At 46.1% G+C, this 26,992-nt stretch carries 19 protein-coding genes and 1 pseudogene; 8 read left to right on the top strand and 12 right to left on the bottom strand.

Translation table 11 applies throughout. The features are described from left to right. Positions 1 to 754: 754 nt before the first annotated feature. Both lysF and ACWB0I_RS10715 read left to right on the top strand, forming a co-directional pair. Entirely contained in the window at positions 755 to 2,728 is a 1,974-nt protein-coding gene (gene lysF, locus ACWB0I_RS10720; RefSeq protein ID WP_479388056.1) for a homoaconitase, read from the top strand. 115 nt (positions 2,729 to 2,843) lie between these two features. Beyond that, a complete protein-coding gene (locus tag ACWB0I_RS10715; protein WP_479388055.1) occupies positions 2,844 to 3,935 on the top strand; it encodes a BPL-N domain-containing protein in 1,092 nt (363 codons plus the stop codon). 628 nt (positions 3,936 to 4,563) lie between these two features. Here ACWB0I_RS10715 and ACWB0I_RS10710 read toward each other — a convergent pair. Beyond that, positions 4,564 to 7,788, bottom strand: a complete 3,225-nt coding sequence (locus ACWB0I_RS10710) for a UvrD-helicase domain-containing protein (RefSeq protein ID WP_479388054.1) — start codon at positions 7,786 to 7,788, stop codon at positions 4,564 to 4,566. A 227-nt stretch (positions 7,789 to 8,015) separates the two neighbouring features. Between ACWB0I_RS10710 and ACWB0I_RS10705 the strand changes: the two genes are divergently transcribed. Then, positions 8,016 to 9,371, top strand: a complete 1,356-nt coding sequence (locus ACWB0I_RS10705) for an MATE family efflux transporter (RefSeq protein ID WP_479388053.1) — start codon at positions 8,016 to 8,018, stop codon at positions 9,369 to 9,371. Between the two features lie 102 nt (positions 9,372 to 9,473). On the opposite strand, the gene ACWB0I_RS10700 is transcribed toward ACWB0I_RS10705, so the two are convergent. The 11 genes and pseudogenes from ACWB0I_RS10700 to ACWB0I_RS10650 form a co-directional block, all read right to left on the bottom strand. Continuing rightward, positions 9,474 to 9,881 carry a PmeII family type II restriction endonuclease gene (locus ACWB0I_RS10700; protein ID WP_479388052.1) on the bottom strand — a complete coding sequence of 136 codons (408 nt, stop codon included), beginning with the start codon at positions 9,879 to 9,881 and terminating at the stop codon, positions 9,474 to 9,476. A 170-nt stretch (positions 9,882 to 10,051) separates the two neighbouring features. Further along, on the bottom strand, positions 10,052 to 10,324 hold the full coding sequence (locus tag ACWB0I_RS10695) for a PmeII family type II restriction endonuclease (protein WP_479388051.1): 273 nt from the start codon (positions 10,322 to 10,324) through the stop codon (positions 10,052 to 10,054). Then, positions 10,312 to 11,134 (bottom strand): annotated as a pseudogene (locus tag ACWB0I_RS10690) (DNA-methyltransferase). The gene ACWB0I_RS10695 and the pseudogene ACWB0I_RS10690 overlap by 13 nt, the downstream one beginning before the upstream one ends. Before the next feature lie 93 nt (positions 11,135 to 11,227). Then, on the bottom strand, positions 11,228 to 12,019 hold the full coding sequence (locus tag ACWB0I_RS10685) for a class I SAM-dependent methyltransferase (RefSeq protein WP_479388050.1): 792 nt from the start codon (positions 12,017 to 12,019) through the stop codon (positions 11,228 to 11,230). A gap of 2 nt (positions 12,020 to 12,021) precedes the next feature. Then, entirely contained in the window at positions 12,022 to 12,660 is a 639-nt protein-coding gene (locus ACWB0I_RS10680) for a DNA-3-methyladenine glycosylase (protein WP_479388049.1), read from the bottom strand. A gap of 90 nt (positions 12,661 to 12,750) precedes the next feature. Then, positions 12,751 to 13,710, bottom strand: a complete 960-nt coding sequence (locus ACWB0I_RS10675; RefSeq protein ID WP_479388048.1) for a glycosyltransferase family 2 protein — start codon at positions 13,708 to 13,710, stop codon at positions 12,751 to 12,753. A 311-nt stretch (positions 13,711 to 14,021) separates the two neighbouring features. Further along, the gene (locus tag ACWB0I_RS10670) at positions 14,022 to 16,517 is read right to left on the bottom strand and encodes a hypothetical protein (protein ID WP_479388047.1); all 2,496 of its coding nucleotides are present in this window, start codon (positions 16,515 to 16,517) and stop codon (positions 14,022 to 14,024) included. A 12-nt stretch (positions 16,518 to 16,529) separates the two neighbouring features. Then, positions 16,530 to 17,564, bottom strand: a complete 1,035-nt coding sequence (locus tag ACWB0I_RS10665; RefSeq protein WP_479388046.1) for a glycosyltransferase family 2 protein — start codon at positions 17,562 to 17,564, stop codon at positions 16,530 to 16,532. A gap of 11 nt (positions 17,565 to 17,575) precedes the next feature. After that, a complete protein-coding gene (locus tag ACWB0I_RS10660; protein ID WP_479388045.1) occupies positions 17,576 to 18,499 on the bottom strand; it encodes a glycosyltransferase family 2 protein in 924 nt (307 codons plus the stop codon). Between the two features lie 12 nt (positions 18,500 to 18,511). Beyond that, entirely contained in the window at positions 18,512 to 19,297 is a 786-nt protein-coding gene (lolB1, locus tag ACWB0I_RS10655; RefSeq protein ID WP_479388044.1) for a lipoprotein insertase outer membrane protein LolB1, read from the bottom strand. Continuing rightward, a complete protein-coding gene (locus ACWB0I_RS10650; protein ID WP_479388043.1) occupies positions 19,294 to 20,985 on the bottom strand; it encodes a tetratricopeptide repeat protein in 1,692 nt (563 codons plus the stop codon). Before ACWB0I_RS10650 ends, lolB1 begins: the two co-directional genes overlap by 4 nt. Positions 20,986 to 21,407: 422 nt before the next feature. Between ACWB0I_RS10650 and ACWB0I_RS10645 the strand changes: the two genes are divergently transcribed. The 5 genes from ACWB0I_RS10645 to ACWB0I_RS10625 are packed head-to-tail and all read left to right on the top strand — an operon-like array spanning position 21,408 to position 26,638. Continuing rightward, positions 21,408 to 22,280: a hypothetical protein gene (locus ACWB0I_RS10645; RefSeq protein WP_479388042.1), complete on the top strand. Its 873-nt coding sequence runs from the start codon at positions 21,408 to 21,410 to the stop codon at positions 22,278 to 22,280. Continuing rightward, positions 22,277 to 23,377 (top strand): hypothetical protein, encoded by a 1,101-nt coding sequence (locus ACWB0I_RS10640; RefSeq protein WP_479388041.1) that lies wholly within the window; start codon positions 22,277 to 22,279, stop codon positions 23,375 to 23,377. The genes ACWB0I_RS10645 and ACWB0I_RS10640 overlap by 4 nt, the downstream gene beginning before the upstream one ends. Then, entirely contained in the window at positions 23,374 to 24,321 is a 948-nt protein-coding gene (locus ACWB0I_RS10635) for a hypothetical protein (RefSeq protein ID WP_479388040.1), read from the top strand. The genes ACWB0I_RS10640 and ACWB0I_RS10635 overlap by 4 nt, the downstream gene beginning before the upstream one ends. Then, positions 24,318 to 25,805 carry an ATP-binding cassette domain-containing protein gene (locus ACWB0I_RS10630; protein WP_479388039.1) on the top strand — a complete coding sequence of 496 codons (1,488 nt, stop codon included), beginning with the start codon at positions 24,318 to 24,320 and terminating at the stop codon, positions 25,803 to 25,805. The genes ACWB0I_RS10635 and ACWB0I_RS10630 overlap by 4 nt, the downstream gene beginning before the upstream one ends. A gap of 2 nt (positions 25,806 to 25,807) precedes the next feature. Continuing rightward, complete coding sequence (locus ACWB0I_RS10625) at positions 25,808 to 26,638, top strand: glycoside hydrolase family 16 protein (RefSeq protein WP_479388038.1); 831 nt, start codon at positions 25,808 to 25,810, stop codon at positions 26,636 to 26,638. Positions 26,639 to 26,992 lie beyond the last annotated feature (354 nt).

The raw sequence follows: 26,992 nt of genomic DNA, 5'->3' as shown, positions 1-26,992 counted from the left end.
TGGTTCAAAATTTTTTCGTTAATCGAAAGCAGAAGCGCCGTAACCTGTAATCGACTACAGAGAACACAGCAAAGCCAAGAATGTACAAGAGAGCAATATTTAATTAAAAATTACGAATTACGAATTAATTTGCAAAGGGGCAACTTATGTCCAGGCGGTGAGGAACTGTGCCGGCATGTCATTCTGAGAATCCCTTACATTGGCAGACCATTCGAAAGAGCAACGTAACTCGAGCTTAAGCTCGAGGCTTTTGTAAGGGCGAAGCATTTTTTGCAAGGTTTTGCTCAAACTCGTACACAAAGAGGTCGCGTTAAATGGAACCATTTTTGTTAAAAATGCTTCGCCTTTACATCTGACAACGAGTTCTCCGCTTTATCCCGCCAGAGTGGAGCATTGGTCGAAATGGCAGTTAGTTAGCAAACCTATATCGAAAACCACGATCTTTCATGGCAGGCTCAATTTCTTCCTAACCTGTTCAATTTTTTCTACAGTTTTTACAATATTCAAATAATGAAGAGAGCGCGGAAATGTCTTCCGAGCGGTTGAGTAAATTTTGAATCTTGTTCGAATCCTTATTAATTTAGAAAGTTTTAGATTATTACAATCGGTTCTTTGCTCCGGTCTGTAAACAGCGCTGTATTTTTAACCCATGGCGCAATCCTGGTTCCTGGTTCAATGGAATTAGGATAGAAAATGAACCGATTAAAAAAGTTGAAGGGAATGCTACAAAACATTACATCATGGAGTTTGGAAAATGGCACAAACATTGATTGAGAAAATTGCGCAAAAATTTGCTGTTGGCCTGAAACAGGGCGTTGAGGCGCATTCGGGCGATTACATTATGATTCAACCAGCCTATGTGATGACGCACGACAACACGGGAGCTGTGATTCCTAAATTTAAAAAGATTGGGGCCAAAACGTTGTTCAATCCCCGCCAGGTGGTGCACACCTTAGACCACAACATCCAGGATCGTTCAGAAAAAAACTTAGAAAAGTACCGTAAAATCGAAGCCTTTTCCAGGGAGATGGGCGCTGATTTTTACCCAGCCGGTCGGGGCATTGGACATCAGATTATGGTGGAAGAAGGGTATGCCTGGCCAGGAACCATGGTGGTCGCCTCCGACAGCCATTCCAACATGTACGGCGGTTTAGGTTGCCTGGGAACGCCCATAGTTCGTACCGATGCGGCGGCCATCTGGGCTTCGGGGAAAACATGGTGGCAAATTCCGCCGGTAGTAAAAGTAAATTTGACCGGCCGCTTAAGACCCGGCGTGACGGGCAAAGATGTGATTATGACGCTGGCCGGCTATTTCAGTCACGACGAGGTTCTGAACCATGCCATTGAGTTTGGCGGTGATGGCGTGGCCGACCTGACCATTGATCAACGCCTGACCATTGCTAACATGACAACGGAGTGGGGAGCCCTGGCCGGCGTTTTCCCCATCGACGCGCAAACCATCAACTGGTTGCGTCAGCGGGCAGAATACATCAAACAGCGTGGCCTGGCGGGCGTACCTTCCGATGCCGATGGCGGCGGAGAACATCCCCGATTAAATGAAAAGCGCATCAAAGAGCTGGAACAGAACATTCCTGTTGCGGATGCCGATGCCTTTTATGCCAAAGAAATTGTCCTGGATCTTAGAACAGTGGTGCCACACGTGGCCGGACCGGATACAGTTAAAATCATTGCTCCGGTTGATGAACTGGCCCGGAAGAACATCAAGATTCACAAGGCCTATTTGGTCTCCTGTGTGAACAGTCGGCTGGAAGACATTGCCCAGGCGGCCGCCGTGGTTAAGGGGAAAAAGGTAGCCGATCATGTAAAATTTTACATCGCCGCCGCCTCGAGCGAGGTACAAAAGGAGGCCGAAAAATTAGGCTACTGGCAGGCTTTGATTGAGGCGGGCGCCATTCCCTTGCCGCCGGGCTGCGGGCCGTGCATTGGTTTAGGAACCGGCTTGTTAGAAGACGGAGAAGTGGGCATATCGGCCACGAACCGTAATTTTAAAGGCAGAATGGGCTCGCGGAATGCGCAGGCCTACCTGGCTTCGCCAGCGGTAGTAGCGGCTTCGGCCATTAGTGGTAAAATCGACAGTCCCTTCAAAGTGGCCTCACAGCTCATCAGGGCGCAAATAAAAATCAATCCGGCTCCAGCGCAAAACCCAGGCCAGGTAGAACTGTTACCGGATTTCCCTGCCCGTGTTGAGGGCGAACTGCTTTTTTGCCCGCAGGACAATTTGAACACAGACGGTATTTTTCCCGGCAAGTACACTTACCTTGATGATTTTACCCCAGAGCAGCAGGCTGGCGTTGTCATGGAAAATTATGATCCGCAATTTGTAAAGATCATGAAAAAAGGGGATATTCTGGTCGGCGGTTTCAATTTTGGTACAGGCAGTTCAAGAGAGCAGGCCGCGACGGCTTTGAAATATGCGGGTATTCAAATGGTGCTGGCCGGTTCTTTTAGCGAAACGTACAAACGCAATGCCATCAATAATGGATTTATGGTGGTGGAAGCGCCGGAATTAATCGCAGATTTAAAAGAACGGTATGGCACAGAGCAACTTACCATTCGAACAGGTTTGAAGGCGGTCGTGAACTTTCAGGAAGGAAAAATTGAACTGGAAGGGCGTGCCTATTCAATAAAACCATTTGGCGTTGCCGCCCAGGAAATTATTCTGGCCGGGGGGTTGGAAGCCTGGGTTAAAAAACAGTTGAATCTTTAGAAACGCAGTTTTTTAATCTGAAGAAAATAAAAAACCAGTTTTTTGAAGGGAATATCGTTGGTTTTGAATGTGTTTCATATTAAAAATATTTCCAAAAAGAGAACAAGAAAAGCCAATGCCTGAACGAAATCTTTCTGTTTTACTGTTTCTTTTTCTAAGTTTTGCCGGTCTGTTTGGCCAGGCTCAGATTGCCATTTACAATGATGGCGGAATTGGTGTGTGGCAGGATGGACTGACCGCGCTTGAACAATTCTTGCAATGGAAGGGTATCAGCTACCAGGAAGTGGATGCCCAATTTATCAACGACAATCCACTGAGCGGACAGTTCGAGGCCATCTGTTTTCCTGGCGGCTACGCTTATTACTACAAGCTGGCTATTAATGATTCCGGCCTTGCTCACATTCGACAATTGGTGGCCAATGGAGGCGGCTATTTGGGGATTTGTGCCGGGGCTTATTTTGCCTGCGATTCCATCATCTGGGAAGAGGACGGCTTACTGGATTATCCGCTGGATCTGTTCGATGGTATTGCCGTTGGCGCCATTGATTCGATTGCCCCATGGGACAATTACACCATGACGCAACTCAACCTCAATCCGAATAATCCCATCAATCAGTTTGAACCGGACCATGAAGTGATGCTGTACTACGGCGGCCCCTATTTTGTAGCTCATGAACAGACTACGTTCGACACTATTGGCACCTGGGATGCTTACCATGATTTGCCCGGAGCCATCAATTTTACTTACGGAGAGGGACGGGTCTTGTTTTTGGGGCCACATGCCGAAGTGGAAGAAGACGATGATCGTGACAGTACCAATTTTGCACAGGAGTTGTCTGATCAGGGGTCGGACTGGCCCTTCCTCTGGTCGGCAATGGATTGGTTACTGGGCCAGCCCATTACCTATCCCACGCCATCGGACATTTTTGAAACCGGCAAAGGACGCGCGCCCGCCCAAACTGCGCTGGTTTCCTGCTACCCTAATCCCTTTAACGATCGCGTGACGTTCCGCTTGCCGCCTGAGCAGGGCAACTCCACAGTCGCCATTGAAATCTTTTCTCTCTCTGGTCAAAAAGTGCTTTTCCGGAAAAGCCGCTTCAGCGGCTTGGTAACCTTCGATTTTCATGGTCTTCCATCGGGCATTTATTTTGCCCGAATCAGAGGAAATGTTTTTACACAACGTCTCAAACTTTTACATGTCAAATAAGCGCCTTCCCCCCTTCCCTCTTTTAATCTTCTATCTTTAATCTTAATCTTTGCCCCTTCCGCGCTCCGTTTGAATTCCAATACAGGCCCATTTTCGTCTGGCCAGTCGGATGAAGCAGAACCCATATTTTGATTTTTGGGAACAGTCCTTTTAACGGATCAATAATTTACTTACAACTGTAGCAAACATTAATCAACCACAGAAAATAAGGCAAAGACATTAATGCACAAAGGAACAATTTTAATTAAAAATTACGAATTATGAATTATTTTGCGAAGGGGCAAGTTTACCCAGGCAGTGAAGGCTTGTGCCGAATGTCATTCTGAATCCCGCTTCAGCGGGAGGAAGAATCCCTTACACCTACAGAGAATTAACAGGCGCGCCGTAACTCGAGCTTCAGCTCGATACCTTTGTAAGGGCGAAGCATTTTTTGAAAAGTCTTTCTCAAGAGCGATTTAGAGGTTGCGCTAATTGGAACAACCCTCAGGAAAATGCTTCGCCCTTACGCCTGAGAAAGATTTCTCCGCTCTGCACGTCGTTTTCGCTTCGTACATCGGTCGAAATGACCATTCGGGATACTTCGTGCCACGTGTCATTGTACAAGGATCAATCGTTTAAAGGCAGTGTTCTAAAGATCGAACAACGAGAGCTGGCCGTCATCCTTTTTGCGTTTTTTAGGCGGTCGCTCCTTACGCGCTTCAATCAGTTCCTGTTCAATGGCGCCAAGAAACGGACTGCGCGCCAGGTAGTGTGTTTTACCGAACAAAAATCGACGTCGGGCGTGACTTAAAAAGAGGTAATCGATGGCCCTTGTCATTCCCACGTAGAGCAGGCGTCGCTCTTCCGCGACATGGACCGGATGCTTTCCAGAAAGATCGTAAGGCAACAGTCCCTGTTCGCAGCCCACAATAAAAACGGCCCGGAACTCAAGCCCTTTAGCCGCGTGCAGGGTCATCAGGGTAACCTGTTCGGTCTTCGGCTGGTACAAATCGCTACCCTGCCCTAAAAAGGCAAAGCGTAAAAAGCCGGCCAGGTCTTTGCCAAATGGCTCGCTCAGAATTTGCAGTTGGCGGATTTTTTTCTTGTCCGCGGAACCCTGTCCCTTGATGAAGTGCAGGGTAATCCATTCAATCCATTCAGCGATTGACGTCTGCTGCCGGTCAATCTGATCCAGCATGGACCAATCCTGCCCGTTCATGTCGCGGGCAGCAAATTCTTTTTTGAGATAATAAGATTTACCGATGAGCACGTAGCGCAAAATTTCAATAATCGAACGCACCGGTTCTTCCTGGAGCCAGGAATCGTGGCCTACGATCTGGTAAGGAATGGCATGATCTTTCAATGATTTTTCCAGCGGAAGCATCAGAGCTTTCAGGCGAACCAGGATGGCAAAATCGGCCAGAGAGTTGATTTTAGCAGATTGATGTCCCTGAGTGATGGCCGAATCCATGGAAAAGAAACGGAGTCCTCCGATCATTTGTTCAATGGTTCTGGCCACAAATTCAGCTTCACTTTTATCGCTGGCTTCCTGCACGATTTGAATTTTCAAGCCTTCGTGCAGACCATCCAGAAGTTTTTGCTGGGCGCCGGGGCGCAGCATGGATTGCGAAGCCTTTAAAATATGATCGGAACACCGGTAACTTACCTTCAGGCGGTAAACCTTTGCCGGATGAAAATCCGTTTCAAACTGCTGGATAAAGCGTACGTCTGCACCGCGAAATCCGTAAATGGCCTGATCCGGATCGCCAATGGCAAATAGATTGGGTTGGTCGCCTGGCGAAAGCAATTTCAATAATTCATATTGCCCGCGGTTAATATCCTGATATTCGTCCACCAGAATCCATTTGTAGCGATGGTGGTAATTCTTTAACAGGGATGGACGCGTTTTCAAGAGTTTGATTGTCAGAAAGATTAAATCTTCCAGATCGACCGCATTTTGTTCCTGCAAAAAGTGTTCGTATTGAGACAGCAGGTTTAAAAAGCGGGCGTCCTGAATCTCTTCCTGCAGCAGTAATTTCATCTGGAGCAGTTGTTGGTTAAAGGTTTCGAATTCTTCGGAATTTAGGCCGGCTATGGTTCGAAGGATCCGCTTCCGGTCCTGCTGATCAAAAATGGCAATGGGCGCTTTGTGGCCAATGTGTTCGGCGTTTTCGTTCAATATCTGGTAGCCCAAGGCGTGAAAGGTACCGATGTTCAGTTGTTTTTCAACCTTTTTGGAACGGATTAAATCTTTAATGCGCTGACGAATTTCGTCGGCTGCTTTGTTGGTAAAGGTAATGGCTAAGATTTCATGGGCCGGTACATGTCCGTTTTGAATCAGGTAAGCGATGCGGCGTGTCAGGACGCGCGTTTTTCCGGTGCCCGGGCCGGCCAAAACCAGGGCCGGACCACGGAAGTGTTGCACAGCGGCCTGTTGTTCGGCATTCAGGTCTTTAAGCAGAGCTGCGCCGTTTTCCAGCTCCAGCCAATTGGTTTGAACCGCTCCCTGCTGTGCGTTTCTTTGCTGGAGCAGGCGAAATTTTTTCATGTCAAAGGGAATAGGTTGCACAAAATAGGAAGCGGTCTCCGGTTCGGCTACCAGATCGCTGAACAATGACTTTTGACTGGAGCCTTTTTGGGTTTCGCCTTCGGCAAAAACGTGAATACGGCCAAATTGTCCGTCAAATCCTTCCTGAACAATGACCTGGCGGTTACGCATGCGCCGAATGGCTTCGGCTACCAGTTCATTGGTCATTTGTTTGATTTCAGCAAGAGGCAAATTGAGTAAGAGATTAAATTCAGACCCTGCTTTTTGAATCAGATTCTGGTAGGCCTTTTGCACGGTTTTGGACTGTGCTCCGCTGCCTAAAATTTCGGAAAGTACCTCTTTCAAAGGGATGAGTGAGTAAAAAGGTTTACGTCCGGTCACATTGTCAATGCTCTCGCGATCGGAGAGCTGGGCCACGCGATTGAGCACGCCAACAGTCACTTTTTTACCGCAAACCGGACACAGGCCTTTGTTTTGCAGAGTTTGCAACGGAGTCCAGCGAATACCGCATTTGCGATGGCCATCCAGGTGGTACTTGCCTTCCTGAGGGTAAAATTCAACGGTACCCAGGAAATGGTTGTTCTGCGGATTCTTCAGCGCTTCCACCAGGTGGTGGTAACTTAGTTCTGTGTCGAAAAGATTGGCTTCACGTCCCAATTTTTCCGGCGAATGAGCATCGGAATTGGAGATCAGTGTGAAGCGATCCAGGAAACTGCACAACCAGTTCATCGGCGGATCAGAAGACAGGCCGGTTTCTACGGCGTAAATATAGGGCGTTAAATCTTCAAAACAATCGTCTATGGAATCAAATCCGCTTTTAGAGCCCAGTACAGAAAACCAGGGTGTCCAGATGTGGGCAGGTACAAAAAAATTGTGGGCATTGACCTCTAATACCAGTTCCAGCAGATCCCTGGCGTCCAGGCCCAGGATGGGTCTGCCGTCGGAGGTGATGTTACCGATTTGAGACAAACGGGCCTGAATTTTTTCAACGCTTTCAAAATCGGGGGCGAAAATGACGTTGTGCAATTTTCTTACGCGCTCGTTCTTTTTGTAAATGCTGCTGATTTCGGCCGTCAGTAAAAAGCGGACGGGCGTTTCCGGTGCGCCGGGCAGGCGTAATTCCTCTTTCAATTTGAACAAGCCGTCTTCCGCCGGTTCTAATTTTTCTTTCAATTCGGCCAGCCAGCCCGGATGTGTAAAATCACCCGTGCCCACCACGGTAATGCCCTTCATTCTGGCCCAGTAATCCAGTTTTTCCGGAATTAAATCTTTACTGGTGGCAATGGAGTAGTGGGAATGGATGTGTAAATCGGCGATAAAACGCATGGCAGCCTCGCTTTTCAGTCATGTGTTTTAACAATATTAATTGCTTTTGACTTTCAAAGCAAACGTAGCTACAAAATTTTGTGAATTTTGCAGAAATTGTTAATTTAAGAGGAATCAATGAAATGCTCGAAATTTCGGCTTAAAAGCAGTCTGCAGACAATTTAACTGTGGCAAAGTTCGGGCAGTAAGGGATGGAAAATTTTTTTTAAAAGGAATGTAAATCTTTAATGAAAGCGGTTGAAAAATCGAGTAGGGCTCTGGGCGAGGAGCGTATTGGCCCTCTGCTTTTTCGCCTTTCTGTTCCGGCTACGGTAGGCATGCTGGCCATGGCTCTGTACAACGTGGTTGACACCATATTTATCGGTCGGGGTTTAGGCGCGCTGGCCATTGCCGGCGTGTCCATTGTCATGCCCATTCAAATGCTCATCTTTTCCCTGTCGCAAACATTAGGGCTGGGCGTCGCTTCCATTATTTCCCGCAGGCTGGGGGCAAAAGATTTACCAGGGGCTGAAAATGCTTTTGGCAATGTGTTACTGCTCAACATTGTTGTAAGCGGATTGATTGTGCTTATAGGCTACCTGTTCGCCGATCCTCTACTTTTTCTTTTTGGTTCGCAAGGAGAAATGGTGCCTTTTGCTCATGAATATTTTGTGTACATTTTAATCGGCACCCCATTCTTAATGTTTGACATGATTTTCAATAATGTGAATCGGGCCGAAGGCAACATCAAAATTGCCATGCTGACCATGATCATGGCCGCGCTGCTAAATATTATTTTTGATCCCATATTTATTTTCACACTAAAGCTGGGGGTTAAAGGGGCAGCCATAGCCAGTGTATTGTCGCAGTTTTTAACCATGTTATTTTTGATCTATTTCTTTTACAGCGGACGCAGCATATTGACCTTTCAATGGAAGTACTTTACGCCTAATCTGAAAGTGATTAAAGAGATTTTAGCCATCGGCGCTTCATCCTTCGCCCGACACGGAGCGGCCAGCGTGCTGGCCGCTATTTTGAACCACAGTTTGTTTACCTTTGGGGGCGAAATGGCTGTAGCCATTTACGGCATTATCAATCGCATTTTACGCATGACGTTTATGCCTCTGTTTGGCATGGTGCAGGCCTATTTGCCCATTACAGGCTATAACTTTGGCGCCAGGAATTATGGTCGTGTCTGGCAGACGGTGAAATTTGCCTTAAAATATGCGACGCTTACGGTAACAGGCATCTTTGCCTTTTTAATGTTATTGGCTGAGCCTATTTTTTCTGTTTTCAGTAAAGATGCGCAGTTAATTCATGAGGGCGCCCGTGCCTTGCGATTAATTATTTTACTAACGCCCGTAATCGGATTTCAAATGATCGGTGCCGGGTATTTCCAGGCTTTGGGCAAAGCTCTGCCGGCTTTTGTATTAGCCATTGCCCGCCAGATTTTATTCTTATTGCCTTTAATCTTTATTTTACCTCATTTTTTAAAATTGGATGGTTTATGGCTGGCCTTTCCGCTGGCCGATGTTCTGGCGGTAGGAGTGACTTTGCTGCTGGTTGTGCCGGAGTGGAAGAGGTTGAAAAAAAAGGCCGGTTAATTTAATTTTCGTAGCCTGAATTGAATTCCAACAATTTATGCCAATCAATTTCACCGCTTTTCTTGCAAAACTCCTGGCTGAATTCCATGGTAAATCGATTAATCACTTTGGCATATTCTTGCAAGAATTGCTCGTTTTTTCTTTGGCTTTGTGCCCCAGGGGCTCAATTATTTCCTTGTAAAGGTCTTTTGGGCCAGAGATGAATTCCCAGAATCTTTGACCGCAGTAAAAAAAATAGTCGCCGTAATCAACCCTTTTTGATTTACCGTAGCAACAACCACTTACAGCTACAACAATCAGTCTGGAATTACTTGTGCGAAGTGTAATTTTGGCCTTTTTAAAATAATCCTTTAATTTTTCTTTCTGGCTTTGATTTCCCCAATTGGGGCCGGACTTAATGGCCACAATGTAGCGAACCTGATCTTTATTAAATTCCAGATCAATCCCTGTAATTCCGGATTTCCAACCGCCCAATGCGATGCTGTTTACATAAATAGCCAGCCCTTCCAACCTATCGCCAAAAAGCGTTTCTTCATTAGAATACTTCCCTTAAAAGATCTAGCATTTTAGCGTGCGAAAATTTTTGTGCTGGAGATCCTACCCCCCGGCCCCCTTCCCTTCTTTTAATAAAGGGAAGGGGTAGCAAATTGTGCCGCTTTGCTGAGTTTTCGCCTTTCATGTCAATAAATTTCATTTTTTTTCGAAATCTTTGTGCTCTCTGTGGTTGATTTTGGTTGCGGCTTTGCTGCCTTAGAAGAAAGATGAGCATCAATCAAACCTTTAATGATCTGTTCAGCCGTTAAAAGATTTTTTGCTTTAAAGAGATAGGGATTTTTTCTACGCAGGACTCTCTTCAATTGAAGATGTTTAAGATTTTCAATTCTTTTTTCATGAAATTGGCTAATATTACTGGATACGTAGCGAATAACTTCATTTTTGATTAAACTTTCCAATAATATTTAAATAATGGTAATTCTTCTTTTTCCAGATGTTCTTTAACCATATAAAAATATTCTGGTACAATTTCCATACCGATTGCATTGCGTCCTAATCTTTGGGCTACAAACAACGTTGTCCCCGAACCCATAAAGGGATCTAATACTGTATCTCCTGGTTGAGTAAATAATTTAATAAACCACTCAGGCAATCCTTCTGGGAAGGCTGCACTGTGGTTTTTATTTCCACATTCTGTAGCCAGGTGAATTACATTAGTGGGGTAAACCATTTTTCTATCTAACCAGTTAGAAATATTATTGCCAAAACCGCTTCCTACTTTGGATTCGTCCCTAATTTTATCCCGATCACTTAGTTTTTTTAAACGCGTTTTGGCCCAATCTCCGATGGGCACCATCACGGCTTCCTGGTACATATGAAATTTCTTGTTTTTATTAAACTGCAAGATTCTTTCCCAGGCATCCCTAAATCTGTTTGGCCACTTTCCAGGGTAGGAATTCTTCTGTCCAGAGCCAGCCCTGTTTCCTGAGTTCTAGAATCAGCTCAATCACATAGGTGCTTCGTTCACCGTTTACAACCTTTTCTTTTATGTTTAAAGCAAAGGTACCGGTTGGTTTCAGCACACGGAGCAATTCCCGGGAGATTGGTAAAAACCATTGCACATAATCATCGGGATGGATGCCTCCATAGGTGTTTCTACGTTGATCGGCATAGGGCGGAGATGTAAAAATCAAATCAACAGAATTGTCGGGTATTTTCTTTAAAAGGTCTTTACAATCTCCAAGATATATGTCTACTTTAGGAATCATACTCGTTCTCAATCTGCTTTATCATTACACTAAAAATATAAACAATTTTTGCACGTTTGACAAAAATCATGAAGTCATTAAAAATTGATTATTCTATTTTGAAATCAAATAATACACACCCGTTGTAAAAAAATCTCTGATGTACGGCAAACGGGCTAAAAAAGCGTATTGTTCTTTTGGCCTGAGACCAAATTTGTAACGGTAAATGGGATTGAACAAATAAAAACGACGCTGTAAGATGTTGTAGCCTGTTGTCTTTAATATGCGTTCAAATCGTTCTATGGTAATACCCGTTTGTTTATTGGCCGCTAAGGCCTCTATTTTGGAATTCGATTCTCCGGCCATTCTTAACAGGGCGCGGTAAAAGGGCATGGGCAGCAAATGAAAATAGGGCACCTTTTTCAAAAAAGAAGCACACATCTGTTGATGGCCGCCAAAGGGCATTAGCCAGGGGGGGAAGGCGAAAAAAATAACGCCCTTTTGTTTGAGAAATGTGTGCAGGTAAGTGAGCAATCTTTGCTGTTGTGGAATATGTTCGATGACGTCCTTTAAAATGATCAGATCGAATTGGTTGGCAAATTCGTCTTTAAAACGCTCATCGTAAATATTTTGATTGATTAAACGCAAGCGTTTTTGTTTTACTTCTTCGGCCATCCGTTGCCGGGCCAGAGCCAGTTTTTCACCGGACAGATCCACGCCCACGGCATGCCAGCCCCTTCGAGTGAAGGCTTTCAACACACCGCCTTCGCCGCAGCCGATTTCTAACACATGGCCTGTGTGCGGTATTGGCCACTTTTCTTCAATAAAAGGAATGATGTATTGTTCGGTCACTTCAGTCTGTATCTGAAAATACCGATTGCGATCTTCATGAAAACTGAATGGCATTTCTAACTCCTGTGTTTGCTAACAAAAGGGTGATCCTTAATCCAGAAACGCCAGGGACGCAGGGCATCTTCTTTGGCGTATTCCACACCAATGCGTTTTCCGCTGGCGATTTGGGAGTTTTGCAGAAAGAGTACGCGGTCTTCAATCCACAGCAGGTCCCCGGTTAAATCGACCCCGTAGTGTTCCAGAGTAATTCCCAGAGCGATGGTTAATTTACCGGGACCGTTGGACAGGTTGGGCGTTAGTTTCTTTTGTTTTCTGCGCTGCAGCATGTGTTCCAGCCCCTCCAACGGTTCAATAGCCCTAATCAACACTGCGTCCGGGACGTGTTCCAGATTGGTCACCACGTTTAACAGGTAGTACATCCCGTAAATGAGATACACGTAAGTCAAGCCACCGGATCGGTACATGATGGCCGTGCGCTCTGAATGCCGGCGCCCATAGGCGTGGGAAGCCCGATCATTTTCAGCGCTGTAGGCTTCGGTTTCTACGATGATGCCAGATGTTTTTCGGCCATCAATCTGAGAAACCAGTACTTTCCCCAGCAATGCCCGTGCAATAGCAGTCACATCCGTTTGTTGGTAAAACGCTTTGTCTAATTTTCGACCGCTTTTATTTTGAACCAATGGTTTTAATAGCATTCTAAGTCTCAAATAAAGATGCGTTCAATTCAGGACAAATTTCCACCTGAATACACCAGGTTTTTTTAAGTTACAATCCAGACATTCGTTTCAATCCGTGGAATCCATGGTTTTTGTATCGAACTCAAAAATTTTTTCTTCAGGGACAATGATCTGGGGGATCAGGGCATGAGGTGATGGACGGCCCGTAAGCTTTGCTTTAAGGATACGCCACCACTCCAGGCTGCGCTCTTTGCGGTAATAATTGCGCACAGCAGGAACGGGAAATTGCTCACCGCCCCTCCGTTTTTCCTGTAAATAGCCTTTAATGTAGTACCAACCGAGGAGCGATTTACTTTTTAAGGATTTAAAAAAGGCACGCGTTAATACCTGAAAAAAGGGATGGTGCAAATGCCAGTCTCTTTGCCCCCGACTGAGTTCACCGGCTTTGCGTTCGAAACGAGCGTCTGTGGGACGGACACTTACGGCAAAAACGTCGGTCAGGGTAACGACCTGCCAGCCCTGTGTGCGGGCTTTAACGTTCATTACCGGGTCCCAGGCGCGGCTGCGCGGTACCCCGCCAATTTCTTTAAAACAGGCGCCCCGCACCAATCGCAGTCCACCGCGGGGATTGTCCCTGCGCTGGAAAGGTTCCACCTGCCATTGCCCCCGCGCATTTCTGGAACACAGGACACCGGAAACAATCCCCACCTGAGGATGCGTGTCTAAAAAATCTTTGAGATGTTGCCAATATCTCGCACCAAAGCGGATATCGGCGTCCAAAAAACCGATGTATTGCGCCTGGTCGATTTCATTTCTTACGGCCTTCACACCGCTGCGAAAGACTTCCGAAATGTGAAAGCCCATGTATTCCGGTTGCTCTTCGATTCTTGTTAAGCGAATAAACGGGTTGCGTTCAGCCAGCTTTTGCAATAGGTTTTCGCTCCCATCATTCGAGGCATCATCGACGATGACCCAGATTTCTGGTTTGAAGGTACTGCGCAATACACAATTAACCAATTCTTCAAGTAAAGCGCGTTCGTTGTGAACCGGTGTGATGAGAATAAACATAAAATATTCCATTTTTTTGTTCTGTCAGGCAGAGAAGCCTTTACCCCCTGGCCCCCTCTCCCCGAAAATTGAGGCGATGGGGAAATTAGTCGATCAGTAGGCGCAAGCTTAATGCTTGCACTTTGCTGAATTCTCTGGTCTGAATCCCACTTTGATTGTCATTTCGACCGATACCCCGAGAGCGTCGGGACAGATAGGAGTATGGGCGAAGCATCTTTTGCAAAGTTTTGCAAAAGATGCTTCGCCCTTACAAAAGTTCCTCGTCCCGCAAGGCGGGACATTCGAATGACATTCCGGCACCATTTAACCAATTACGCTTTTGGCTTTTTCCGCTTGAGTACATAGCCCGCCAGCGAACCAACTAAAATCAAATAGATAATGCCCAGAGAGGCGTAGGAAATCCTGATATTCCTGAAATAGGAATCGGGCTCGAATTTTAATAGCACGGTGTGTTCACCGGCCGGAACGACAATGGATTGAATGGCGTGATCGGTTTTGTACACTTTTTGCACCCGACGATTGTCTAAAAAGATTTTCCATCCTGGCGGATAAAAGACTTCAGAAATGACCAGCAGACTCTGCTTATCTGTGTAAACCTGCAATTGCAGTTCATTGGGCGTAAATTTTAGTACGCGGGTAAAGCTGCTGTCCGGTTGAGAAATAGGTTCAGCCAACTCCTCTTCCAGAATGGCCGTGGTTGCAGGATCAAAATCCGGGCTGTTGATGGTGTGCAGACGTTGCAATTCATCTTTAATAACCTGTACGCGGCCCACAAAAAAGGCACGCGGCAGGTATTGATTAAAATAATAGGCGTACAGTTTTGCCGCAGGATCGCTCTTTACCAGGTGCAAAAAGGGATGTTGCAGCTGCTGCTGACTGATCACGTATTTTACGTTCAGAATTTTTAACACATTCCAGTTAAAAGGCAGGTCACGGTCCCAGCCGTTGTAGATATTCTTTTCCACTAACTCTTCAATGGCGTACATTTTAATGGGGCTGTAGCCACCGATGGATTGATGAAAATAGACCCAACGATTGTCGGTGAATAGCTTACCGCTGGGAAAAATGCGGAACAGATCGTTGTCGCTTTTCAGAAAATGGTCGATCTGGTTAGGGCGAAAATATTGTCGCTCCAGACGTTTCAGATCTGTGTATTGCGGTTTGACACGGCTTTGAACCTGCAAAGAATCTGCAATTTGTAATACTCCCAGAATTACAATTAAAGCCAGGGCCGGCAGTTTTTTCTTTAAATAAGCAAATAGGGCCGCAGCGGAAAGAATGAGCAATACAAAATAACGCATCAGGTCACGCTGGAAAAATTCCTGTCGCATCTGTTTGATGATTTCCAGGGTTTGTCCCTGATATTGCTCACCGGCCTTGGTAAAAGAAGCGCCAAGGCTGTACAACCAGAAAATCAGGCCAAGGGCAAAAAAAGAACCGAATATGTACAGAATCAATTTTTGTTGTTTCCAGTCCACTTTGTCGCGCTTTAATTCCAGCAGATACTTCAGGCCAAAAACAGCAAAAATCACAATAATAAAGTAACTGACCGTCACGCTCATCATGGGCGCACGGAATTTATTGAAAAAGGGGAAGTAATCAAAAAACAGATGATAGAACAGGGCAAAATGTCGCCCAAAGGAAAGGAAGACCAGAACCAGCAAAAGAAAAAATAAACTGCGAATGGCGACGTCTCGCCAGTTGGCTACAAGCCCCAGAACAGCCAGCATCAAAATAATAAGGCCCATGTACTCATAGCTTTGTGTAAAGGGCATGTGTCCCCAGTAACCGGGGATACGCTGATTTTTAAGCTGGGGAAACTTACTGCCATCGTAAGTTTCTCCGGACATACCCCCGTAAAAATGCGGTAAAAGCCAGGTAAAAATTTCGGATGGATGGGTAGACCATTGGGTGGCATAGTCAAACGACACACCGGAACTCTTCTCCTGACGAGCTGCGGTTTGCCTGACATCCACTGTGGTTTTGCCACGTTTGGAGTAGGGCAGGTACTCTTTGGCCAGAAACAGCGGCTGGGCGGCCATGGCAACGGCCAAAATAAGCGCCGCTACACTCAAGCCCGCTGTTTTGCCAGCCGAAAGCCAATCTTTATTCAGCAAATCTTTAATTACCGGATAGATGCCCAGGGCAAAAACAGCCAGGCCGCTGTAAAAAACGATCTGGTAATGTTGCGTTCGAATTTGCAGACCAAAGGCCAGGGCAAACAGGGCCATGGAAAGCAATGTTTTTTTATCCAGTAAATAGCGGAAGGTCAAAAAGATCCAGGGCAGATACATTAAGGCCTTTAATTTAGCCATGTGGCCTTCGGTGTACAACGATTTGTAATGAGGGAAAAGCACAAAGAGTAATGCGCCTAACAGGCTGATTAAAGGCGACATGCCAAGGTAACGGAAGAGCAGAAAACCACCCAGAGCGCCTAAAAAGTAGTACCAGAACACCGCATGAAACAATCTGGATAATTTGGCCAGAAGATTGTCCAGGGAGAAGGCCCTGGGACTGAGGCGGTGGTAAATGGGCATTCCGGCAAACAGGTTTGGATTCCACAAAGCCTGTTCTCCGCTTTGTTGCGTGTATTCCCGCACGGGATGCATTTTAGCGATGGATCCCAACACATCGACGCCCTGGGGCGAAAGGTGATCGATGGCCAGAGGCTTGAGCAGGATCAAAAGAAACAGAAAAATGAAGGCAAGCGCAAGGTAATTCTGAACTCGTGGCGAGAGAGAAAAGGTCTGAGATTGCTGAGGCGCGGTTTTTTTGCCTTTTGCCTTTTTTTGCTTTTTTGCTGCCATGAGCTATTCCTTTTATTTGTAATAGTTTTTTCGAAAACCAACTTTGGCGCCTTTTTTCAAAATGACGCGCCGGATGAAATTGTAGATAAAACCAAGGCCGTAACCAAATATCTGAAATGGAATGACAACAGGCAAGTAAAACAGGGGGCGGATTTCTTTGTACATAAAAAAGGCATCGACCATGGCCACGAGGATTAAAACAACGCCGGTGAGCAAACCGATTTCAAATAGCGTTTTTGCCGGTTGCCAGAAAATGGCCAGAATGGCGGTTAGTATTACAAGAAGCGTGGCAATAGCCGGCAGAGCATGAACGACCTCCAGCATCTGCCTGTCTATCTTGTAAAGATTAATCCGCGCGACTCCCCAGTTAAACACCTGACGAAAGAAACGACGCAGGTTGGTTCGGCGCTTATGGTAAACCGGCGCATCGGGAATAAAAATGACTCTGGAGCCCGAGCGCAAAATGCGGTTGCTAAATTCAATATCCTGACCATGGCGTAAATTAGAAAATCCTCCAATCTGCTGCCACAGTTGCCGACTGAGCCCCATGTTAAACGAGCGCGGATAAAATTTAGCCAGTTTTTTGCCCTTTTTCCCCCGCAATCCACCGGTGGTTAAAAACGAAGTCATGGAGTAATTGATGGCTTTAAGCAGGGGCGGGAAATCTTTACGAAAGGTGTCCGGTCCGCCAAAGGCATCGGCCTTTTCGCGGTGTAGGGCACGGTCGATGTTGGCCAGCCAGGTGGGAGGTACCGTAACATCCGAATCGACAAAAATAAAAAAATCGCCGCTGGCTTTTTGCATCCCCAGATTGCGGGCCGCTCCGGGCCCCTGGTTCGTTTGCGTAAAATATTTCAAGTCCAGAGGGTATTGCTGCCGTGCCTGTTCCACAATTTGCGCTGTACGGTCTGTGGAGCCGTCGTCGGCGATGATGATTTCAAAACGTTCCCGCGGGAATTCGAGCTGAGCAAGCGAAGCCAACAATTCATGAATCTCTTCGGCCCGGTTGTAAGAAGGAATGATGATCGAATATTTCAGGTATTTCATGTTCGTTGTTCTTACTCAATGACTTCTTTAACGGCAAATCTGGGACGTGTGTCTTTGGTGCTGGTTAACATGTCGCCAATCAGGCCCAGCGAAAAGGATTGTACGCCCACAATGACCAGTAAAATTCCTAAAAAGAGTAGAGGCCTGCGGCTGAGTGGTTCGCCCTGGAACCATTGAACGGCCAGAATCACCAGAATGATAGCCCCGGCAAACATATTCAATAAGCCGAACAAGCCGAACAGGTGCATGGGCTTGTGCCGGTAGCGTGTAATAAAAAGAACGGTAATTAAATCGAAAAAGCCGCTCAGGAAGCGCCGGGCGCCAAATTTGGTTTGGCCAAATTGACGGGGATGGTGTTGAACGGGAATTTCGCCGACCCGAAATCCCTGCCAGTGGGCCAGTACCGGCAAATAGCGGTGCAGTTCCCCATAAACCGGAATGGCTTTGATTACTTCCTGCCGGTAAGCCTTTAGACCGCAATTGAAATCGTGAATCTTAATGCCGGTCAACAAACGCGTGGTAAAATTGAACAGTTTGGAGGGAATGGTTTTAGTAATCGGGTCGTGCCGTTTCTTTTTCCAGCCCGAGACCAGGTCGTAGCCTTCTTGCAGTTTGTTTAACAAATTAGGGATTTCGGCCGGGTCATCCTGTAAATCGGCGTCCATGGTAATTACCACCTTGCCTCTGGCGCGGTCAAAACCTTCGGACAGGGCTGTGCTTTTGCCAAAATTTTTGCGAAAACGAATGATCTTAATTTCCGGATGGCTTTCCTTGCTTTTCAACAAACGCTGAAACGATTCATCGGTGCTGCCATCATCAATAAAAAGTAATTCAAACTTCAATTGCAGGGGCACGACTGTTTGATAAATGCGTTCCACTAATTCCTGTAACGAATCCTGCTCATTGTAAAAGGGAACAACGATTGACAAATCCATAATACCCACCATCTATGAATTGTTGGACGGAATAATCAACTGTTTAGCCGACTCACTGACTTTGATTTCAAAAACCTGCTTCTCAATGGGTTGGTTGATTTGTATTTGGGTAAAAATGATACTCAGCCCCTCTTTCTGTTCCGGACGGACAAAGTTGATGACTCTGGGAAAAACAATGCCATTTCGTTCAGAAAATTGACGGTATTCTTTAAAAAAGAGTAAATGATCGCCTTCCAGATATTCAATACGTCGGATCAGTAAATAATCCGGATCAAACCAGATGCGATAGTTAAAACGCCCGTTCTCAGCGCTTAAAAAGTAACCGTCGGCCTGCTTTTGAAAGGTCTGTTTTTTTAAGATATTGAACTGATCTCTGGCCAGCAAAACCTGCTTTAGTTCGCTTAAGGTAACCGGAAATTGCAAAAAGGAAGTGCTGTCAAAATCGGAATTTTGTCCGGTTAAAAATTGATTATCGTATTGATTGTAGAAAATAAAGCGCTCTTTGCCGATAAACACTTTACCCAGCCGACTGCCGAACAATCCCTTTACGGCTACCAGCAAAGAATCGTTTCCACTGGCCACAATGTCGGCTTCGAGGTTGCCCGAGAACTGCGGCGAATCGATGGTGATGCGACCTTTGGCGCTAAACGTACGGATGCTATTCAACCACTGGTCGTGAATTTCTAACAGTTGACGATAGGTTGGGGTCGGGTATTTTTCTCTAAGTAGTGTACTTTGTGTTTTACATCCCTGTATGATGATTAAAAAGGTGATGCAGAACAATAATGTTTTTTTCATAAACCACTCGCTTCTATTTTCTCTCTGATGGTCTTGTTGTCTGGCTCTAAATCCAGCGCTTTTTTCCAGTAAAATACCGCATTTTCCAGGTCTCCCATGGCTTTGTAAACGTCGCCTAAGTGTTCAATAACCACGGCGGAATTGTCCCGCAATTCAATGGAACGTTTGATGTATTGGATGGCCTGCGTGTAATGCCCGAGTTTGTACAAAACCCAACCGTAAGTGTCCAGATAGGCGGCGTTGTCGGGCTTTAATTCGATGGCCCGTTTGGCCATTTTCAGGGCGCGTTGCAGGTCTTTGTTGCGCTCAGCCAGACTGTAACTGTAATTGTTCAAAATCAAAGCGTTATCCGGTAAGCGCTCCAAGGCGACTTCGTAAATGCTGTCACATTGCATAAACATTTTCAGGTTTTCGTAAATAATAGCCAGGCCGGATAGCGCAGCTTCATTGTTGGGATCGAGTTCCAGTACTTTTTTAAAGGCAGCTATGGACTTTTGATATTGCTTCTTTTCCTGTAAAAAATTTCCGTAGAAGGACCAGAACGTGACATCGTTGGGGTAACGGTTCAACAATATCTGGTAAGTGGAATCTGCTCTGGCCGTATCGCCCATGTCCGAATAGGTAAAGGCCAGCAGTAACCAGGAAAGACGATTTTCATCGTCGATTTGTAAGGATTTTTTAAAATATTGAACGGCGCGGGCGTAGTTTTTCTCTTCCAATTCCATGCGTCCTAAAAGTTCGTACACGCCCGGCGGAGAATCGGCGCGTTGTAGCAGAGGCTCTAAATAGACACGGAGGCTGTCATATTGATTCAGGTAAAAAAAGGCCTCGGCAATTAAAAGACGGGCCGTAGCCGAAGAGGTGTCATGCGCCAGCACATAGCGGTTAAGATTGATGATTTCGGGCCAGGCTTTTTTGTTTCTTAAAATAAAATTTAATCGATCCAGAGCCTGAGAAAATTTAGGACTGAATTTTACCGCCCGCCGGTAGTAATAGGCTGCCGAATCGATGTTCATCTTTTGCTCTTGCATTAATCCCAAAAAGTAGTAAGCACGGGCATCGGTGCTGTCCAGCTTCAGAATCGAACGTACCGTTCGGGCCGCCTGTTCATACTTTTTGTTCTTGACATAAATCTGAATCTGGCGGTAGAGTAAGTCTTTGTCCTGGCCATAGAGGTCCATCAAAATTTTATTGTGTCGGGCGACAGCCAGATCATCGCCTTTTTTCTGGTACAGAAGGATGAGCATTTCGCGGGCTTCGTCTTCATAAGGATCGATTTTAAGCAGCGCCTCGTAAAAGCGGATGGCCTGATCATCCTTGCCCAAACGTAAGGCCACCTCTGCTGACATTTGCAGAATGTCGGTGTTGTTCGGCGCAAGATGCCGTGCTTTTTTCAACATCAGTTCCGCCGTTTCAAACTCACCGATTCGAATGTAATTTTCTGCGATGGTGCTGTAAATGGTCGCTGAGGTAGAATCGTAATGCAAAGCCTGGTAAAACTCAACCAGGGCGTCGCTGTAGCGTCCTTCCTGTTGGTAATAAATCCCCTGTAAAAAATGGTCACGCGCTTTGAAAGAGACGGGATGGGGCTTAGACCATCCTTTTTTCAAGGGAGCCGAGTAGTGAATGCAACTACTCAAAAAAATCAATGCTATCAGGCCCACAGCCAGGTATTTACTTTTTTTCATAGGTGTCTAATTTAAAGTTAGGAGCAACAAATAACAAACTAAGTTTTAAGCGTTAAAAATCCGTTCTGCTTCAGGATCGTGACCGCATCTGCCGCGCCTTAAATTTTTTCAACGATTTAAGAATTTGAAACCAGCACGGCGCATTTTTGTTCCCAACAAAGATGGCATTAAGCCGCCTGGCGAGAAGAATGACATGTCGGCACAAGCCCTCACCGCTTAGTTACGATTTGCCTGAGCCCGGTAGCTTCTTTAAAAAGAACTTAAGGCCCTTGGGAACCGTCTGGCTTGTTTTGCGGTTAAGCATTTTAAGTCCAGAAAAAAATAGAACGTTTTCTATTCATTCAAAATTTACTTTCGCGAAATTATTAGTCGATTTCGCTCTTGAATGCAATGTTTAAAATGATTAATCTTTCTCGGAACGGATGCGTGAAAAGGTACAAATGAAAAGTAAAATCATTTTATGTTTAAATTTTTTGCTGGCCTTAAGCTGGGCGCAAAAAGTGAATTTTTTGATTGTCCAAAGCCCGCGGGCTTTAACCTTGCTCAATTCCTATCGCCAGGAGTTGACGGTCGCCGAAAAGCGGACTCTTGGGCAATGGACGCCTTTTCAGTTGCAACAGGTTGTGACCCTTTCTGATAACGTGACACACGCTTACCGTGTAAAAGTATTGGATAGGGACTATCTGCTTTTGCTGGACAGCGAAGGGCAGCCCTTAAATTTGCATGAAGCAGGATTTAGCACCTATGTTTCCCGTGTTTCATTGATCATGGACACAGTGCGCATTCGACCAGATGCCTCGCTGGAATTGTTGAATCCACAAAGCAAACAGAGAATGCGCCATTTAACCTCGGGTCAAAAGTTGGTGCGCGTTTTTCGCAAAGGCAACGATTACTACGTTGCCGTGCAGGCCAATCCGCCCCTTTTTGGTTGGGTAAAAAACCGTTCGAATCGCGTCTGGGAGGTGGTACGTCAGCGGCACCAGGTCCCACAAAGAGGAAATAATGATTTTCTGGAAAAGCTACAATTTCTGGTGCAAAACAAAAACCAGACCTACCAGCAATTGTATGTCTATTTTAAAGGCCAGCAGACCGGGCAGGATGTTCCGCAATGGAAGATCGTATCTGACCGGAGGAGCATTGTTCTCACCTTCTCCCAGCCGCAATTGCTTAAAAACTGGCCGCAAAGCACCCGGCAGTTTATTGGCGAGGTGCGCGAACTTGCGCGTATCAACGGTTTTGCGCTTACGGTGCAAAACGGCTTTACACTTCACCTGACAAAACGGAGAAAGCCGTGAAGCGGATTTTGACTTTCCATGGTTACAGCGCTTTGCTGGTCAGCGTAATCATTTTAATTCTGGCTCTGGCCTTAAAACCCCGCAACACGGGCCAGCAAAAAATAGCCAGCCAGGTTTTAGCCCTGCAAAAACTTAATTTAAATCCCCACGATGCTTTTCAATCCAGCCTGTTCAAAGAAATGGCCCGGACCTTTGCCGGGGCTGACTCGGCTTATTACCTGTCTTTGTGGAAGCAGTACGCTTCCCTTGGTCAGGAAGATGTCATGGCACAAAAAGAAAGCGCGCAGCGCCGGGCCTACCGAAAACCATTGACCACTCTGCTGTGGATGTACATTAAGTTTTTTCTGCTGTTTTTGATAGTCATGGCCCTGTCTTATTATGGAGTGCAAACCCTGGGCCTCTACCTTTTTATTCGCCACCGTCAATTTAAATCGCCCCAACTTTATCATCTGCTGTTCCTGCTTCTGCGTTTGCTTAAAGCGCCAGACAGGACCCTGTTATTGAACCTATTAAAAACCGGGGGCTTTTTGATCGGTAAAGCCTTGCTGTATTTGCTCTTTTTTGCTCCAGCTTATGTGGTAGCCTATTCCATTAAGTCGGATTTTTCTTCGCAATCTCTGCTTTTTCTCATCCTGCTGGGCGTGTTGACCAATGGCCTGTTGATTACCTACGCCTTCAAGTTTTACCACTTTCTATTACATGAGAGCGAAAAGGGCTACGTGCGCACGGCAATCGTTAAAAACCTGAACAACGAATATGAATTCAAGAGAAGAGGAGGCATTCGCTGGCGTCAACTTCTGGCCTTCAAAAAACGGTTCGATGGCCATGTGCTGCAACACATTTACGTCAATAGTACATTTCAGTATCTGGCTACCTTCAAGGAACAGGCTGCATTTGTCATCAGTAGTCTGGTGATCATCGAAATGGCGCTCAATATTCATGGCCATTTGAGCTATGAATTGTTGCAGCAACTGCTTTACCGGAATTTTGATCTGGCCTTGCTGATCGTGCTTGGCCTGTACCTGATCGTCAAAACTACAGAGTGTGTGACCGATGTGCTGCTTTTTAAACAACAACAAAAACTGGACGCCTTATGAAAGGTAAGCTGAACATGTGCGCCTATTTTGAGGCAGGAGGACAAAGTTTGCGTCAGGGTACGCTGCACCTGCTGCGCAGACTGGATCGCATGGCTATTCTGGCTCAAATGCGCCCCACCGAGAGCTGGTTCATCTTCTGGCTGGCCGGGCTGTCCGCGCTCTGGTTGTGGGATTTCTTTTTCCTTAACCGGCCTGCTTTTCAAAGCTTGAACCAGGCCTTTTTCAATTCGCTCTTTGTCGCCTTTTGTGTGGTTCTTTTTTCTTTTTTGCAGGCCTGGGGCTGGACCCTGCTGATCCATTACCTGCAAGAGAATGAGTGGCCCAGAGTGCTGGCCGGCATCCATTTTTTCCTCAATGTGATCCGTTCTGTGCCGCAAATTGTCGGGATTTTATTGGGATATGTGTTGCTGACCATCTGGATTGAGCAAGAGGCGCTCAGCGCTGAACTGTGGATTCTGGTGTTAATGGCCTTTTTAATCAGTTTGTTTATTTTTTTAGAGGTGTTCGATTTATTACAGGATCGAATACACTACTTTCAGCGTCTCGATTTTTACAATGCCATGCGTGTTTGTGGCATCTCTACCTGGCGGATCATTAATTACGACATCATCTGGAAAAATAGTCTGGCCTACCTGCTGAACAAAGCGGTCGGTGTTTTTGCCTCGGCCATTTTTTTACAATGTAGCGTGGATTTTATTATTTCCGTAGGTTTGTCTTCGCGTGTCAATGCCGTTAATTTACCGGTAACCCTGGGCAGTTTATTAGCCAATATTGACAGCAAGCAGGATATTTTAGCCATCGGTTACACCCTGGGGCATCTGGGCTACTGGCCCAACCTGCTCTTCAGACATTTGCAGGGGATTAGCGTGGCATTTGTGATTATTTTTTCTCTGATCTGTTTGTTTAAAATTACCAATTCCATTGCCAGGCGGATCGAACAATGATTGACCATTACCAGATATCCATCCGAACGTTAAAAGCGCCATTGGTGTACATCGATGATTTTATCATTGAACGGCAGCAAATAACTTTTTTGTTCGGCGAGTCGGGCATTGGCAAAACCCTGCTGGCTCAAACTCTCTTTGGTTTGGTCAGTCCAGATAGCCTGCACATCCGGATTAATGACAGAAGCTATTACCAATATCTCCATTCTCAGAAATTGAAGCAGCTACAACGCGATGGATTTTTTGTATTCCAGGAGCCTTCCACGCATTTAAATCCTTTAATGACCATTGAACAACAGTTGAATGAAGGGAGCCTGGCCCGGAACAGTGACAATCGTTCGCTTCTGGAAAGCTTGTGGGCTGCGCCTTTTGAAGAAAAGATTCAGCCGCTTTTGCACGTCTACCCCAGGCCCTACCGGCCAAGCGGCGGAGAGAAACAGCGCTTTTTACTGGCCATGGCTTTGAAAAAAATGGATCTGCAAAGCAATGGCTCAGGACTTTTTATTTTTGATGAACCCAGCGGTAGCCTGGACAATTATTTTCGTAATATTTTTTTACAGCAATTGTTTCGGCGTTACAGACAGCAGGCGCGCACCATTTTGTTCATCACCCATGATTATTCGATCATCAGCGAAATTGGGGCGCAGCATACCGATTTGCTGCCACACATCCGTTTTCTTGAACTGCGACGCCGGAATGACCATCAGGTGCAACTCTTCCCTTTCCGGCCTGAAGACTATTTGAGCTGGCTGGAAAAACAGCAGCCTCCAAAACCATTGAAAGCCAAGAGGAAAGATATTGTTTTACGTGTCAAAAGCCCGTTCGCCGTATTTGGTAAACATTTCGCTTTTTTTAAAGGCGCCGGACGCCGGTCTACGGAGCTGTTGGTGAAAAAGGGGCGGCTAACCTACCTTAAAGCGCCCAGCGGTCTGGGCAAAACCACGTTGGCCAAGATCATCTCCGGGTTACAAAAGGCTGAAAGCGTGCGCTTTGAACTGGGCGGCATGGCTTTCAACGAACAAACGGCGCCGCGTGTCTGGCGTCAGAACGTCTGGGGCAAAAAGCTGAGTATGGTGTTTCAGCATGCCGATGAAGCGCTAAACCTAAAGGCCAGTGTCCTGCAGGTCTTCAAAGGATTGCCCCTGAGCGAAGAACTTTCCGAAGCCCGATTAAAATCGCTTTTGCAAGATATTTTTGATCAGCCCATTTCATCGCGCTTTTTACACAAAAAGGTTGCCTGGTTAAGCGGTGGACAAAAGCAGCGTTTGAATCTGTTGCGCGCCTTGCTGCTGCATCCGGAGCTGATCATTTTGGACGAACCGTTGAATGGGCTGGATTTTCACAGCATTCAGCGCGTGTTGAAATTGATTGAAGAGAAAATGGTGGCCGGCAGCGGCATTTTGTTGATTTCGCACAATGAGGAAATTTTTGATAGGATCATTCCCAAAGAAGACGTGTACTATTTAAAAAGGATGAACGGGTGAGAATGAAAGGCTGGCATCTGTTGTTGATCTTTGTCCTGGCTGGCGGAATGCTGCCGGGTTGTAATAAAAAAAGCATGGAGGGTACATCGGCTAATCTCCCGGGCTGGGAACTCATCTGGCAGGATGAATTCAACTACCAGGGGCTACCCGATTCTACCAGATGGTCCTACGATGTCGGTGGCCATGGCTGGGGCAATGACGAGCTGCAATATTACACCGAACGTCGGCTGGAAAATGCCCGGGTGGAAGATGGCGTTCTGATCATTGAAGCGCGGCGCGATTTCTGGCAGGGCCATGAGTACACCTCAGCGCGTTTGGTCACGCGCGGTCGGGCCGATTGGGTGTACGGCCGGTTTGAAATTAAGGCAAAATTACCCGCCGGACGAGGAACCTGGCCGGCCATCTGGATGCTTCCCTCGCGAAACATTTATGGCAATGGTTCCTGGCCAGACAACGGCGAAATTGACATCATGGAGCACGTGGGGTACGATCCGGGTAAAATTTACGGAACCATTCATTGCCACAATTACAACCACAACCTGGGTACGCAAAAAGGGGGATCGATTACATTCTCCGATGTGTCCGTTCATTTTCATGTCTATACTCTGGAATGGAGTCCGGAAAAACTGGATTTTTTTGTGGATGACAAGCGCTATTTTTCCTTTGAGAATGAAAATAAAGGCTGGCAAAGCTGGCCCTTTAATCAAAAATTTTATCTGATTTTGAATTTAGCCGTTGGCGGTAGCTGGGGAGGAGCGAAGGGCGTTGACCCACAGATATTCCCACAACAACTGGTAGTGGATTATGTGCGTGTTTACCGGGCCAAACTCTAAGGCAGCTAAGCCGCAACCTATAAAAAACCACAGAAAGCACTGAGGAGTCACAAAGGACGCCCGTCTGGTCGAGGCAGCCGGACAGGCAAAAAATTAATTTTAATCAAAAATTACGAATTATTTTTTAAGAAAGGGCAAGGAGATGGGTATGAACAAGGCGCAGCCTGTTGTAGCGAAGCAAAAATCCCTATTCTCGGGGAGAGGCCATTAAACAATTCAACAATTTTTTTTCTCACACAGCAAAAGAATTTTCGCCACCCGCCATGGCATGACAGATCCTTTGAGGGAGGTATTCTAAAACGGAATAGGTGTAAATGAATTACCTACTTAGGATTTGGTTTGTTCTGTAATCTT

This window comes from Caldithrix sp. (assembly GCF_056497305.1).
Note: the sequence above shows the minus strand (reverse complement) of the source record. Positions and strands in the feature narration are given on the sequence as shown.